General features: G+C 48.1%; 14 protein-coding genes. 3 read left to right on the top strand and 11 right to left on the bottom strand.

All coding sequences use genetic code 11. The annotated features are described in order from the left end of the window. Position 1 precedes the first annotated feature (1 nt). The 3 genes from rsfS to nadD are packed head-to-tail and all read right to left on the bottom strand — an operon-like array spanning position 2 to position 2016. Complete coding sequence (gene rsfS / locus BLT51_RS05835; protein ID WP_091280975.1) at positions 2 to 466, bottom strand: ribosome silencing factor; 465 nt, start codon at positions 464 to 466, stop codon at positions 2 to 4. Positions 467 to 500: 34 nt separating this feature from the next. Next, a complete protein-coding gene (locus tag BLT51_RS05830) occupies positions 501 to 1286 on the bottom strand; it encodes a hypothetical protein (protein WP_091280972.1) in 786 nt (261 codons plus the stop codon). Next, positions 1279 to 2016: a nicotinate-nucleotide adenylyltransferase gene (gene nadD / locus BLT51_RS05825; RefSeq protein WP_231943914.1), complete on the bottom strand. Its 738-nt coding sequence runs from the start codon at positions 2014 to 2016 to the stop codon at positions 1279 to 1281. Before nadD ends, BLT51_RS05830 begins: the two co-directional genes overlap by 8 nt. A gap of 172 nt (positions 2017 to 2188) precedes the next feature. Between nadD and trxA the strand changes: the two genes are divergently transcribed. Continuing rightward, positions 2189 to 2560, top strand: a complete 372-nt coding sequence (gene trxA / locus BLT51_RS05820) for a thioredoxin (protein WP_091280969.1) — start codon at positions 2189 to 2191, stop codon at positions 2558 to 2560. Between the two features lie 72 nt (positions 2561 to 2632). On the opposite strand, the gene BLT51_RS05815 is transcribed toward trxA, so the two are convergent. The 5 genes from BLT51_RS05815 to BLT51_RS05795 all read right to left on the bottom strand — a co-directional run bounded on the left by BLT51_RS05815 (position 2633) and on the right by BLT51_RS05795 (position 8724). Then, on the bottom strand, positions 2633 to 3580 hold the full coding sequence (locus BLT51_RS05815) for an LLM class oxidoreductase (RefSeq protein WP_091280966.1): 948 nt from the start codon (positions 3578 to 3580) through the stop codon (positions 2633 to 2635). Positions 3581 to 3863: 283 nt separating this feature from the next. Further along, positions 3864 to 5399, bottom strand: a complete 1536-nt coding sequence (gene obgE, locus BLT51_RS05810) for a GTPase ObgE (protein ID WP_091280964.1) — start codon at positions 5397 to 5399, stop codon at positions 3864 to 3866. 93 nt (positions 5400 to 5492) lie between these two features. After that, entirely contained in the window at positions 5493 to 5750 is a 258-nt protein-coding gene (gene rpmA, locus BLT51_RS05805) for a 50S ribosomal protein L27 (protein WP_013170278.1), read from the bottom strand. Between the two features lie 49 nt (positions 5751 to 5799). Then, positions 5800 to 6105, bottom strand: coding sequence for a 50S ribosomal protein L21 (gene rplU / locus BLT51_RS05800; protein WP_013170279.1), 306 nt, complete (start codon positions 6103 to 6105; stop codon positions 5800 to 5802). Between the two features lie 156 nt (positions 6106 to 6261). Continuing rightward, positions 6262 to 8724, bottom strand: a complete 2463-nt coding sequence (locus BLT51_RS05795) for an Rne/Rng family ribonuclease (protein ID WP_231943913.1) — start codon at positions 8722 to 8724, stop codon at positions 6262 to 6264. Positions 8725 to 9194: 470 nt separating this feature from the next. Here BLT51_RS05795 and BLT51_RS05790 point away from each other — a divergent pair, with 470 nt between their 5' ends. Continuing rightward, positions 9195 to 10694: a cytochrome ubiquinol oxidase subunit I gene (locus BLT51_RS05790; protein ID WP_091280962.1), complete on the top strand. Its 1500-nt coding sequence runs from the start codon at positions 9195 to 9197 to the stop codon at positions 10692 to 10694. A gap of 17 nt (positions 10695 to 10711) precedes the next feature. Further along, positions 10712 to 11854, top strand: a complete 1143-nt coding sequence (cydB, locus tag BLT51_RS05785; RefSeq protein WP_091280959.1) for a cytochrome d ubiquinol oxidase subunit II — start codon at positions 10712 to 10714, stop codon at positions 11852 to 11854. Between the two features lie 81 nt (positions 11855 to 11935). On the opposite strand, the gene BLT51_RS05780 is transcribed toward cydB, so the two are convergent. The 3 genes from BLT51_RS05780 to BLT51_RS05770 all read right to left on the bottom strand — a co-directional run bounded on the left by BLT51_RS05780 (position 11936) and on the right by BLT51_RS05770 (position 14309). Further along, the gene (locus BLT51_RS05780) at positions 11936 to 12559 is read right to left on the bottom strand and encodes a DUF624 domain-containing protein (RefSeq protein ID WP_091280957.1); all 624 of its coding nucleotides are present in this window, start codon (positions 12557 to 12559) and stop codon (positions 11936 to 11938) included. 68 nt (positions 12560 to 12627) lie between these two features. Then, positions 12628 to 13467 (bottom strand): carbohydrate ABC transporter permease, encoded by an 840-nt coding sequence (locus tag BLT51_RS05775; RefSeq protein ID WP_091280953.1) that lies wholly within the window; start codon positions 13465 to 13467, stop codon positions 12628 to 12630. After that, positions 13464 to 14309: a carbohydrate ABC transporter permease gene (locus BLT51_RS05770; RefSeq protein WP_091280950.1), complete on the bottom strand. Its 846-nt coding sequence runs from the start codon at positions 14307 to 14309 to the stop codon at positions 13464 to 13466. The genes BLT51_RS05775 and BLT51_RS05770 overlap by 4 nt, the downstream gene beginning before the upstream one ends. Positions 14310 to 14313 lie beyond the last annotated feature (4 nt).

Genomic DNA, 14313 nt, shown 5'->3' with positions numbered 1-14313 from the left:
ATCAGTCAGATTCCGACGACGTAGCATTCACTCCAGTGGCGTTTTCAATACCGCCAGAGAAATAAGCAGCGAGTGTAGATTCTTGCGCTGCTTCAGAAGCTTGAATATCATTTGGCAATTCGACGGCCGGGCAGTCTGCCCAGAGTTTTTCAAGCGCATAGAACTCACGGTCTTCATCTTGCTGAACATGGACCATAATAATGCCGAAGTCCAGTAAGACCCAGTGAGCTTCACCTTCCATACCCTCTCGGCGTTGGCGCTTACATCCAGCTTTATGCAGAGCTTCTTCTACAGAATCAACAATAGCACGCACCTGGCGTTCTGTTGACCCAGACACTACTAAAAAAGTATCTGTAAGTGCGAGACGATCAGCTACGTCAATAGCAGTAATGGAAGTCGCCTTAACATCAGCAGCAGCTCGAGCGGCTACGATCGTTAGGTCAATTGCTTCTTGTGTTGCGGTCACGAAAATCCTTTATAAATTGTTTGAACGAAATAAATTACAACAAGAACTGCTGTAGAAGGGTAGCCTCTTGCTCGAAAGCTGGAGAAGCACTGAAGAAGAACGAATTTATGACTAGTCCTACAAGAATTCCAACTAAAGTTGCAATCAATATAAGAAGGATGTAATTAAGAATGGTTCTTCTTGGACTAACACTATCGTCATCGTCCTCATAATAAGACATAGCTTCATCAGAATCTGAAACCAAATCTGAGCTATTCTTTTCCAAAGACTCATCGTCGACTTTTTCCGGAGCAACAAGCTGACTGAGTTCGTCGTCGTCCAGGTCCGCCCCTTCAGGCATCACAGAAGTTCTCGAAATATCGCCATTTACGACTTCTTGATTCTCCTCCGTGTGGTTACGACGAGTCATCGACAATAAACGTTCGCGCATCGTAGTTTCATCTGAGTCCTCGATCGAATCATCAGTATCAGATTCTAGATCCTCAGGCGCAACTTCCTCTAGCGATACTTCCCGCTTTTCTTCAGGTTCGACTGTCTCGTCACGAACTACGTTCGTAGTAGATTCAGCCTCATCTTGCTGAGCGACTTCGAACCTATCAAAAACCGATAGACGCTCTGGTTGAGAATTCTTTTCCTCAGCATCAGAAACTGCTGGGAGCGTCCCCGTCTCACCTTTTCGAGCTTCACGAAGCTCTTTGCGGGAAGGTCGACGTAGACGGAGCTCAGTCGTTTCACTGACGTCAATTCCGTCAGCAGGGCGAACGGCTAACTTACCCTGCTCTCTCATTTGCCGGCGACTCATGCGCGGAGTATCACTCATGCCTATCCGCTCCTTCCCTACAGTAGCTTCGAGCCCCTGATCCATCTTGGCAATCCCCTGCAATCGAAGCAATGGAAATTGTCTGCGCTTCTTCTGGTCTATATAAATGATACTTGTAGATGTACTGAACTACCCCATCGGGAACCAAATACCACGCCGGTATGCCGGCTTTTACACGATTTCTGATGTCAGTTGACGATATTGCCATAGCAGGAATTTCAAGCAACGAGACTCCATCTTCCGGCAGACCAGACATATCCAACTGATGTCCTGGTCGACTAACTCCTACAAAATGGGCCAGTTTCCATAGCTCATCAGAATCTTTCCACTGCAAAATTTGTGGCAGCACATCTGCCCCAGTAATGAAAAAGAGCTCATCGTGAGGATATGCCAGACGGATGTCACGCAACGTATCAATTGTGTATGTTTTCCCGCCGCGATCAATATCGACACGAGAAACCGAAAACCGAGGGTTAGACGCCGTGGCAATCACCGTCATTAGGTACCGATGTTCTCCCAGCGAAATATGCCGATCTGTTTTGAATGGATTATCTGCCGCCGGGACAAATACCACCTCGTCAAGATCAAAAACATGTTGAGCTTCTGAGGCAGCAACCAAGTGACCATGATGAATGGGATCAAACGTTCCACCCATAATGCCAATCCGGCGAGGTTGGTACGATGCTTGACCGCTCTGGCCGTTCCTCATCTGGGTATCAGTTCTCGTCATGCCAATCATTTTATCGGAGATTGTTCTTCTGAGATATCCACTAGAGCAACGTCACCATGAGACAAATCAGCTGAAAACGAAAAGACTCATGCCATGGAATAACTGGAAGCTATATGCGTTATTCTTGGTGTCAAACAATCAGGTTAGATAAACCGAAGAGAAAGGCCTCTAGATGGCTACCGTTGAAATTACTGCAGACAACTTTAAAGACCATGTGAATAGTGGAATTACCGTACTTGATTTCTGGGCAGAGTGGTGTGGACCATGTCGCATGTTCGGACCGACCTTCGAAGCTGTTTCTGAGCAACATCCTGAGATCACATTTGGAAAGGTCAATACCGAGGAACAAACTGAGCTTGCTCAAGCTTTCCAGGTTATGTCTATTCCAACCGTGATGGTTTTCCGCGATGGTATCCGCCTATATGAGGGCGCTGGTGCTCTGTCGCGCGATCAGCTTCAAGCACTTCTCAAGCAAGCCGGAGAGCTTGACATGGACGAAGTTCGTGCGAAGATTAACGAGGCAACGTCTGAAGAAGCTCAGTAAATTTCGCATGGCATAGCTAAGCGGACACAAAGTTTGATCTTTCGTGTCCGCTTAGCTATAGGCCTTTCACTATTACACCAAAGACTGTTGTTTCACTTTCACTCCTGCACGGCCACTCAATAACGGAACTACTCCTCGAATAAGCGAAGCTAAGTCAGTAGGCAACGATGCCGGATGGACTACCACACCATCAGCTGCGCCTAGCCCCACCCATCGTTCAATTGCGTCAGCTACATCGTAGACAGTCCCACATACCTTGGGAATATCACTAAATAGTTCTTCACCGTTAATAGCTGAGACTAAGAGTGCTCGTTCATTTGCTGCGCTCGAGGTCGCCGATATTACTACCCCCAGATCCACAACTATGGGAACATCTCTGCCAATACTGTTAGCCATCGCGCGAATCTTGTACCGCAAACCACGCGCTACATGCGGATCTGGCACTTGAAGACGCACCATGTTCGCATACTTTGCAACCACTCGAACAATGTCTGATGTTAAATCAGTCGACTTAACATTAACAACTAGCCCGATGCCGGCTAGCTCAATCTCCCGAAATGCCGCTATTAATTGCTCTGAATCAATTACTGGTGGAATGCGCACTGCAAGCGAGACCCAGCCCGCTCCATCAACAGCAAAAGTATCGATAGCTTGACGAATGAGAGTGGGCTCGGCCAATACTTCAGCAATAATCCCAGCTCCATCGACTCCCCGCAATTGGGCCGCTACATTCACTGCATCCAATGTTGCATGCGGTCTCATGCCATCTGCACAAAACTCCGCCGAAAGAGCCACGAAATCAAGACCCCCATTAGCAGCAGCACGAGTGGCTGCCATCATTTTCGGATAGTGGAAAGGTTCTTTCTCAGGCACAAGTGGATGAATAAAGCTCTGTGCACCTAGCATAGACAGATCAATACCCAGCCAAGCAGAGGTCATATGCTTACCATATACTACATCGGAACTTCGGGCAGACACGTGCTGAATAGCTTGTTGGCTCACGTTTATATCGATTGTCATGGCAAGTCCTAGTAAAATTCACGCAGCCCAGCAGAGCTACTTGTATCACAATCAAGCGAACGTATGGTGTTCCCTCGGATATTGATTAGGAATTTACCCTTTATTGACTATCTAAGCAAGGTGCTATGACGATTACCATTCAATTCCGATAGATCCTTGTTAGCCTCTAAGATACTAAACACTGATATTACGCCTAAAAACCAACAAGCTACACCACCGCGTGAATTGACACACATAGCGCATGAGGTGCCTTGTTTAGCCAAGTCGCTTACAAAATTGTTCTTTATTCGTCAGCAACTGCTGCACTGTCTGGATCAGTCCACACCCCAGCCTGACGCTCCATCCACAACTCACGACGTGCGGCTTCCTTTGCATCCATCATCTCGTGGTACTGACTCTTACGTTCTCGGCGAGTTGGACGTGCCGTCTCGTCAAGACGAATATCCGTACCGCGCGGACTAAGCAATTCAGCTCCAGTAGCCATTGTTGGCTCCCAATCAAAGATCATTCCGTCTTCTTCCGAACCAATAACGACCATATCACCAGCCCGGGCACCCTCTTTCATTAGTTGCTTTTCAACACCAAGGTTATTTAACCGGTCGGCAAGGTATCCAACAGCTTCGTCGTTAGAGAAATCAGTCTGACGAACCCAACGTTCAGGTTTGTTACCGCGAATCTGATAGAAGACCTGATCTCCGCGTTTCCGAGGAGTGATCGTAAACGTCGAGTCTTCTTTCTTGTCCAACGGACGAATAACTGGTCGAGTATCCTCCACTGCCGACTCTTGCGACCGCAAATGCTCGACAATCGCGCCCAGAGCAAACCCTAGTTCACGCAGTCCTAAACGAGTGGCTGCAGAAACTGCGAATACCGCAAAACCTCTGCTCTTGAGCTCTTCAGTTACGAAATCTGCAAGCTCATGAGCATCTGGTACATCGATTTTGTTTAAGACGACGATACGAGGACGTTCCATCAATGGGACGCGCCCTTCAATAGGCGGAATAGAATCGGCATATGCAGAAAGTTCAGCTTCGATTGTTTCCAAGTCGCTGATTGGATCACGGCCAGGCTCAAGAGTTGCGCAATCTACAACATGCACGATAGCAGCACACCGTTCAATATGGCGCAAAAATTCGTGCCCCAAGCCCTTACCTTCAGACGCCCCTGGAATCAGGCCAGGAACATCTGCCATAGTGAAACGTATATCGCCAGCCTCAACTACTCCCAGATTAGGAACAAGTGTAGTGAAGGGGTAATCTGCGATTTTTGGCCGTGCAGCCGACATTGCTGCGATCAATGAAGATTTACCAGCTGACGGAAAACCGACCAACGCTACATCCGCAACCGATTTTAACTCAAGGACAACGTCTCGCGCTTCACCGTCTTCGCCGAGGAGCGCAAAACCAGGAGCTTTACGTTTCGGAGACGCAAGTGCCGCATTTCCGAGCCCACCTTGTCCACCTTCTGCGATGATAACCTCGACATCAGTGCCAGTCATATCAGCTAAAATGTTGCCATCAAAATCCTTAACGACTGTGCCGTTTGGAACGAGGATAACAAGGTCATCTCCCCGCTTACCATGCCGAAGATCTCCAGCACCAGGCTTTCCATTGGTTGCCTTCAGGTGCGGGGTGTGGTGAAGAGCTAACAGAGTGGTCTCTTGTGGATCAACTTTAAAAATAATGTCACCACCATGGCCGCCGTTCGCTCCGTCTGGCCCGCCAAGAGGCTTGAATTTTTCACGGCGTACAGATGCCGCACCGTTGCCGCCTTTACCGGCTTCCAGATGGAGGACGACTCGATCAATAAAGCTTGCCATGTGGTTTCCTTAAAATAATTGAAATAATGCACGAGAGGGTGGAGAGCTTACGCCCTCCACCCTCTCGAGTATGTCGTATAGGACTCGTGCCAATCAGGCCTGAGCCGCGACGATGTTCACGACCTTGCGATCACGACGAGTGCCAAACTCAACGTGACCAGTCTCAAGTGCGAACAGCGTGTCATCCTTACCGCGGCCAACGTTGGCACCCGGGTGGAAGTGAGTGCCGCGCTGACGCACGAGGATCTCGCCTGCGTTAACAAACTCGCCACCGAAACGCTTAACGCCGAGGCGCTTTGCGTTAGAGTCGCGACCGTTACTAGTAGAGCTAGCGCCCTTCTTATGTGCCATGTCTAGACCTTCTTCTTTATAACAGCTCGTTGGACGGTAAGTTAATCAATCACTTAATATCGGTGATCTTAACACGGGTAAGCTTTTGGCGATGGCCTTGACGCTTCCGGTAACCTGTCTTGTTCTTGTACTTGATGATTGAGATCTTCGGACCCTTCTCATCGCGAACAATTTCGGCGCTGACCTTGGCCTTGATGCCATCCGCTGCTGAGGTGATCTTGTCACCGTCGACGAGCATGATCGGCTCAAGCTCGACCTTGTCGCCAGCTTCGCCTGCAATCTTGTCCACAACGACGACGGAACCGACAGACACCTTTTCCTGGCGGCCGCCTACCTTGACAATCGCGTAAACCACGTTCTGCTCATCTCTGTCGAAACTGATGCATCCGGGATCGGATGCCCTGAAAATTTTAGCGCAATAAAGTGCGCCAGCAATTAACAATACTGAAACACGCGATTAGACACAAGTTCAACTCGAGCGATTCAGACCACAATTGCAGTTTCCCCCAGCTCATTTCTTCACTGGGAAACTCATGATAGCAGACGATCTGCTACTATTTGGCGTTATCGTACCTGATGACGTCACACGCTTTTTCGCCTTTTTCACGTCAACTTTTGTATCAGCTTTAGACTCACTGCGTTGCTCAACCGTATTCACGTCAACATTTCCGACTTTCACTATATCGGCTTTTTTCTTACTCCGATTACCCGAGGTAGATTTTTTGGACTTCTTGGCATCAGCGTTCTTACGCGGACGTCCCCGCTTCACTGGCGACTGCTCCGAATCGCTCTCACTGTTATCGGTTCCGCCATCTTCATGCTTTGTCGTTGCGGCAGCGGCAATTGTTGCAAGGGCCGCTTTCACCTCTTCATGCTTTGGATCGGCTTCAACTGGCGCAGCGACGTCGTTCTTCGTTTCCTTCTTTCCAGAACGTTGCGAAATATGAATTTCTTCATCTTTTTCAACCGGATGATCATGGCTGATATATCCACGCCCCTCACAGCATTCGCAAGTAGTAGAGAACGCCTCAACTAGGCCCTGCCCAACACGCTTACGAGTCATCTGCACGAGCCCTAAAGAGGTTACTTCAGCGACCTGATGGCGCGTACGATCCCGTCCGAGACACTCAATTAAACGGCGTAGCACAAGGTCTCGATTTGCTTCCAAAACCATATCAATAAAATCGACCACGATGATGCCGCCGATGTCACGCAGGCGCAATTGGCGAACTATTTCTTCGGCAGCCTCTAAATTGTTGCGCGTAACCGTTTCTTCCAACGAGCCACCAGTTCCAGTAAACTTACCGGTGTTAACGTCAATAACCGTCATTGCTTCGGTACGATCAATAACGAGCGAACCACCCGAAGGTAAAAATACTTTGCGGTCAAATGCTTTCTGCAGCTGCTCATCAACGCGATTTTCTTGGAATATATCCCGATCAGACTCCCACTTATCCAGACGCTCAACCAGCTCTGGCGATAACTCTTGCACATAATGGGAGATAGTCTCCCATGCGTTGTCACCAGAAATCCGCAGGGATCGGAAATCTTCATTGAAAATATCTCGCACAACCCGGACAGCGAGTTCTGGTTCGCCTTTCAGCAGGGTTGGGGCATTCTTTGATGACTTTGACTTAGCTTCGATATCCGCCCATGATTTCATCAGACGTTCAACATCTTGCTTGAGCTGCTCTTCTGTCGCACCTTCGGCGGCAGTACGCACAATGACGCCGTGCTCTTCCGACACAACTTCCCGAAGAATCTTCTTAAGTCGTGTCCGTTCCCGATCTGGCAACTTTCTCGAGATACCAGTCATCGCTCCACCAGGAACCAAAACTAGATGGCGACCAGCTAACGTGATCTGTGCAGTCAAGCGAGCACCCTTATGTCCGATTGGATCCTTAGTGACCTGGACGAGTACCGGATCACCAGATTTCAGCGCCTGCTCAATTTTACGTGGCTTACCTTCAAGCCCGGTAGCGTCCCAATTAACTTCGCCAGCATAAAGCACCGCATTGCGGCCTTTCCCAATATCGACGAAAGCAGCTTCCATCGATGGCAAAACGTTTTGAACACGGCCAAGATACACATTTCCAACCATTGACGACTGGGTGTGGCGAGCAACATAGTGTTCAACTAAAACACCATCTTCAATAACTGCAATTTGGTTGAGCCCATCACGTTCACGAATGAGCATTTCTCGATCGACGGATTCTCTGCGAGCTAGATACTCGGATTCAGTGATTGTTGGTCGACGGCGTCCGCCATCACGACCTTCTTTACGACGCTGACGTTTCGCTTCTAAGCGTGTCGAGCCTTTTGGAGCAGTAACCTCATCGGCTACTGATTCGGTAGAACGGCGACGCCGACGACGTCGAACAGCTGGCTCATCCAATACAGTTGCGTCATCTTCAGGCTCTAATGCTGGCTTGTTCTTTTTACTATTCCGTTGCCCAGTGGTCTCAGAGCCAGATACATTTTCATCTGCTTCGGAAACCGGATTTTGACGCTCTTCTTCACCATCGGTGGAACGTCGACCACCTCGAGTGCCACGACGGCGTTTGCGTGTCGATTCATTCGGGATGCTCTCATCTGCAGAAGCATGTGCCTTGTCCACTGCTTCTACATCAGCATCAGAGGTCTCTGCTTGTTCCTCTTTGAGCTTGCGACGAGCGCGCACAGCTCGAGTCACATCTGGCTCTTGAAACAGAAGTGACGTCATCGGCGTCGAAACAACAATATCGGGAACCACTGACGCTGGTTCGGACGTTCCTGCCGAGAAAATTATTGACGTCGGATCCGTTGCTTTAACCACTTTTTTCCGCGGTTTTTGCGACAGTTCTGCAAGCGACTGCGCAACTGACTCGTTAACCTCTTCCTTAGCATGAGTCTTTTTTACAGATGTTTTGCGCACACGCGTGCGCTGATTCTTTTTACCCTCAGGTACAACAACATCCATGGCTTCATCGGCCATCGGATACCCCCTATTTCACGCTCGTGCATCTCGAGCATGCTTAGCATTAATCACAGCTTCACCTGTGCAAGTCTCTGTGGTCAGCCATCCCGGCAGCAACGCTTAAGCGGCGCACTTGAATAACTTCGGCTGCTAGATGCACAACAACCTAGGTATAGTCTACACGTTTCCTCTCATAGAAACACCCCCGATAATCCGGACGTCGTTTAAGTAGGGGCCCTATTACCCATTCCTGCCGGAAACTTCAATAAACTTGCGCATATGCGCATTAGGACAGAATTCCTAAAATTACTCTACTGATTTTCTCAAATGAACTGGCATATTGTCGCCAAATGAGACATGATTACATTAAGGAACTGATGTGTCTCTATCACATTGCTGTCAACTACAGCACGTATAGACATATCAGATTAGGCTTAAAGGCCTATCCGGAAATTATCAAAATCTAGGTCGCACGGAAGGTGAAAAAGGTGGATGTCCTCGACCTTGCGCGGTGGCAGTTCGGCATTACAACGGTATATCACTTCATACTGGTCCCGTTGACGATCGGCCTATCTCCACTAGTCGCATACTTACAAACTAAATGGCTTCGGTCAGGAGACACTAAATGGCTCAAGCTGTCCGAATTCTTTGGAAAAATACTTCTAATTAACTTCGCACTAGGTGTCGCTACTGGTATCGTTCAAGAGTTCCAGTTCGGAATGACGTGGTCTGAGTACTCTCGATATGTTGGCGATATCTTCGGTGCCCCACTAGCATTCGAAGCGCTCTTAGCGTTCTTTCTTGAGTCGGTATTCCTCGGAGTATGGATCTTTGGACGCGGACGAGTTTCCCCGAAGGCCCACACTGTCTCGATTTGGCTTGTTGCTTTGGGAACGAACATTTCTGCACTCTTCATCTTGGCAGCAAATTCGTTCATGCAGAATCCAGTTGGCGCAGTTGTCAATCCGCAGAGCGGTCGCGCTGAACTTGACGGCATCGGCGGATTCCTTGAAGTCGTCTTCTCAACTACTACTCTCTACGCGTTTGCTCACACCATCAGCGCATCTTTGATGGTTGCAGGTGCTTTGGTGACCGGCGTTTCCATCTGGTGGATGGTTCGTAACGTTAAGAACAAGAATGAGCAAGAAGCTATCGAACTGTGGAAGCCAGCTGCACGATTCGGCCTGAAAGTCCTTGCTATTGCAGGGATACTCGCAGTAACGACTGGCCACTTTATGGGACAGCACATTTACGAAGCGCAACCCACTAAGATGATCGCCGCTATGGGCATCGCTGAGAATGAGCAAAACGCACCATTAGCCTTGCTAATGACCGGCACTGAGCTTAAAGCAGATAACATCGTTACCCTCCCTATTCCGGGTCTCGAGTCCTTCATGGTCACTAACCACTTCTCCGGCCCAGAATCCCAATTGACTGGCGCAAAAGAAATCCAAGAGCAGTTCACCCAAAGATTTGGTAGCGAATTCGGCACCGACGTGAACTATCTTCCAAACCCATTTATTGCTTTTTATTCGTTCCGAATCATGATGTCACTTGGCTTCGCTTCTATCCTACTGGCTATTATTGGCCTGTGGATGTTGCGTGGCGATCGGATTATCCGTTCAGGTGGTGCAGCAAAGCTCTTCCTCTGGACGATTCCATTCCCATATCTTGCTTCTATCTTCGGATGGATCCTTACTGAAATGGGGCGTCAGCCATGGGTTGTTTATCCAAACATGCAGCTCGCAGATCAACTAGCACCAAGCGAAATGGTCAAGCAGCTCACTAACTTCGGCGTTTCTCAAAGTGTCGTACCAGCTGAGGTCCTTATCTCACTAACCATCTTCACTTTGCTCTATGCTGCTCTTGGTGTTGTTTGGTACGTATTGATCAAGCGCTACGTTCGTGAAGGTATCAATACAACTAAGAACATCGCACAACAATTCGACCACACTAATTCGGAAACCAAGCTCAGCTTCGGCTACTGAGGAAAGGACACATACTCATGGATCTTTCATTCCTACAAATTCTGTGGTTCATCCTCATCATCGTCTTGTGGATCGGCTACGTTACTCTCGAAGGCTTCGGCTTCGGAACTGGTATGTTACTTCGGATCTTGCCACGCAACGAAAAGGAACGACGTCTTCAGCTCAATACTATTGGCCCACACTGGGACGGTAACGAGGTATTCCTGCTCACTGCAGGCGGAGCTACCTTTGCGGCGTTCCCGGAATGGTATGCAACCATGTTCTCCGGTATGTACATTGCCCTCGTTTTGGTCTTGGTACTTCTTATCCTGCGTATTTCAGCTATTGAATGGCGCGGAAAGATCAACTCTGACGCATGGCGCACCGCATGGGATTACATCCACTTTGGCTCAGCATGGCTAGTCGCACTTGTCTGGGGAGTCGCTTTCGGTAACCTAGTCCAAGGTATGGCAATTCAGGTTGGTACCTATGGAGTTGCTGGTGACCCCTCCACTTTCGTACCAGCAGATCCAACCCAAATTGATGCTGCCCTAGCTCAAGGCAACCAGCACTTCTTGACTGGTGGCTTCTTCTCGCTATTCACACCATTTACAATTGCAGCTGGCCTCGTGGTCGTCTCATTGTTCTTGACGCATGGTGCACTCTGGTTAGCACTCAAGACTTCAGGTGATTTCTCTAATCGTGCGAAGGCGTTGGCAAAGAAGACCTCGCTTGTTTCTACCGGTCTTACCGCAGTGTGGGCATTGTGGGCGTTCTTTGCGTACTCTACTACCGGATACGCAATTATCCCACTAGCACTCGCTGCTATCGGTTTGTTGGCTTCCACATTCTTTACTCTTAAGGGTCAAGAAAAAGCTGGATTCTTTGCCAACATGGCTGGAGTCGCATGTGCGGTTGTATTTATCTTTACGACGACTGTTCCATTCGCACTCAAATCTTATATTGACGATGCTTATGGATTGACACTGGTTCAGGCTTCTGCCACATCAGCTACCCACACAGTTATGACTATCGCAGCAGCCATTTTCGTTCCGATTGTTGCCGTCTATACCATCTGGTCATATATTTCGTTCTCACGCCGGCTGAGCGTCGATTCGATTTCAGATGAGCCAGCAGGTCTACACCCAACGAAGATTCGTGAATTTGATTCTGCGATGTAACGATCGCACCTCTTAGCTAGTTGCGGGGAACGGCATTAATGTCGTTCCCCGCAACTCTATGCTTGACACAACTTATACCAGTTACTCCTGAGACACTGGTAACACAAAAACATAGCCCGGCAGAGCGAAGCCTACTAATAGGTAATAGCCGACGACTGCGCCCCACTGTGTTGGCACAGCAAAAAGTAAAAGCACAGGTGCCCATGCAATCGCAACAGCAACGATACTCCTAGCTGGGCAGTGAGCAATCTTAATCAAAGCCTGCGTCAGCATATCGATTAGCCCAATTTTTTCATTAGCTGGCAATGGGAGCGAATATATACTCAACGTTAACGAACATAAAATAAGAACCCCGCATAAAATCCCTGCTTTCATTATGAATAATACAGCTACCGAAAGCTGATCAGATTGCAATACAACGCCTTGCCCTAGTACGAACCATTCGAACACGGATAGAACGATGGCAATCACCAAAATGATGCCCCAGGTCGTCGTAGCATCCCAACGACGACGGAGCCGAGCAATAAAAGTACGTACGATCCGAGCATCACTGTCATTACTGATGTCAGCTATGCCCTGATAACCTGCACGTAACGCAAACCCAACGGTGATTAAAGGCAAACTGCAGATAATGATCAAAAGATTAATGATAATCAAATTTGCCAGCGCATCCAGTACACGGTAGATAGCAGAATTAGGGTTCACGTCTTTCTTCCCTTATATATAAACGGCACTAGATACCAGTGTACCCAGTGCCGTTTAGGAGTGTCTGGTTAGCCTTTTACAGCTCCAGCAGCGACGCCCTCAATGATGTATTTCTGTGCGAAAACATAGAATATAACGATAGGGACGATAGCCAGAACAAGCATAGCCATCAATGCGCCCATATCTCGATTGCCATTAGACCCAACAAGGAACTGAACGACAATCGGAATAGTCCGGTATTCACTGGACGGGCCTAGAACTAAGGAAGGTAAAAGGAAGTCATTCCATACCCACATAGCATTGAGAATTGCAACTGTGATGGAGGTCGGCTTTAACATGGGAAGCACAATCTTGAAGTAGACCTGCAGAGGGTTACAGCCATCAATCGATGCAGCCTCCTCTATCTCCATTGGTATTGCTTTAATAAAGCCAACGAACATGAATACACTCAGCCCAGCACCAAATCCTAAGTACAGGACAACCATTCCTGCCGGATTAGCTAACGATAGCGAATCAGCAATTTTTACCGTCGGAAACATGACCATCTGAAAGGGAATCACCATTGAAAAAACAAAGATGAAATACAGCGCGGTGGTCCACCATGCTTTAACTCGAACAATGTAGTAAGCAGTCATCGAGGAGAAGAACACGATTACTGCTACTGACGAAATAGTGATAATAAAGGACCATAGTATCGCCGAGGCTGTGCCAGACAATGCAAGACCAGTTGAATAGTTGGCCAAGCCGACAAAGTCAGCTCCAGTAGGAATGGAGAATGGATCTCCAGAAATGGCAAACTTTGCCTTAAACGAGTTAATGACGATGAAGAGCAATGGACCGATGAAGACAATCGTCAAAAAAATCAATACAGCATATATGAGGATTTTCCCCAAAAGTGAGCTTCTCATGCCTCTACCTCCCGCCGACGAGTTGTCCGGAGTTGTGCCATAGCAAGTACGACAACAACTACAACAAAAATGACTGCTTTAGCTTGAGCGACGCCTTCTTCTCCGACGCGGTAGAACATCGAATTAACGATGTTGAGCGCGACCATTTCAGTTTTGCTTTGTGGAGCACCTGCAGTTAATGCCAAGTTTTGGTCATACATTTTGAATGTATTAGCTAGGGTCAAGAACAAGCAGATAGTGATCGCAGGCATCACCATAGGAATAGTGACATGACGCAACGTAGCCCAACGCCCTGCTCCATCAAGCTCTGCTGATTCGATGAGTTCTGGCGGAACATTTTGTAAACCAGCAATATAGATGATCATCATGTATCCGATGAGCTGCCAGTTGAGCAAAATGATGAGACCCCAGTAGCCGTACGTCCAATTCGTGACAATTGTTGTACCGTATTTAGCCAGAATAGAGTTAATTAGTACCTGCCAGGTGTATCCGAGAACAATACCGCCTATCAGATTAGGCATAAAAAATATTGTTCGGAAAAAATTGGTTCCGCGTAGCTTACGTGTCAGAAGCCATGCTACCCAGAAGGCTATGACATTGACCGTCAAGATAGACACCGCCGCAACCATGGTAGTGAATATAAAGGCTGACGTGAAACCACTTCGCTCGTCAAAAACTTCTATATAGTTCTGTATTCCGTTAAATTCCCAATCAGTCAGCGTCGTGAAATCAGTGAACGACAAGCCGAATCCAAGGATAAAGGGAACAAAGAAAGCGATCGAAAAGGCGATTAAGGTTGGAAGAACAAATATTGGAAAATACTTTTTAAGTGAACGCATCATATCC

This window comes from Arcanobacterium phocae, from assembly GCF_900105865.1.
Lineage (GTDB): Bacteria > Actinomycetota > Actinomycetes > Actinomycetales > Actinomycetaceae > Arcanobacterium > Arcanobacterium phocae.
Note: the sequence above shows the minus strand (reverse complement) of the source record. Positions and strands in the feature narration are given on the sequence as shown.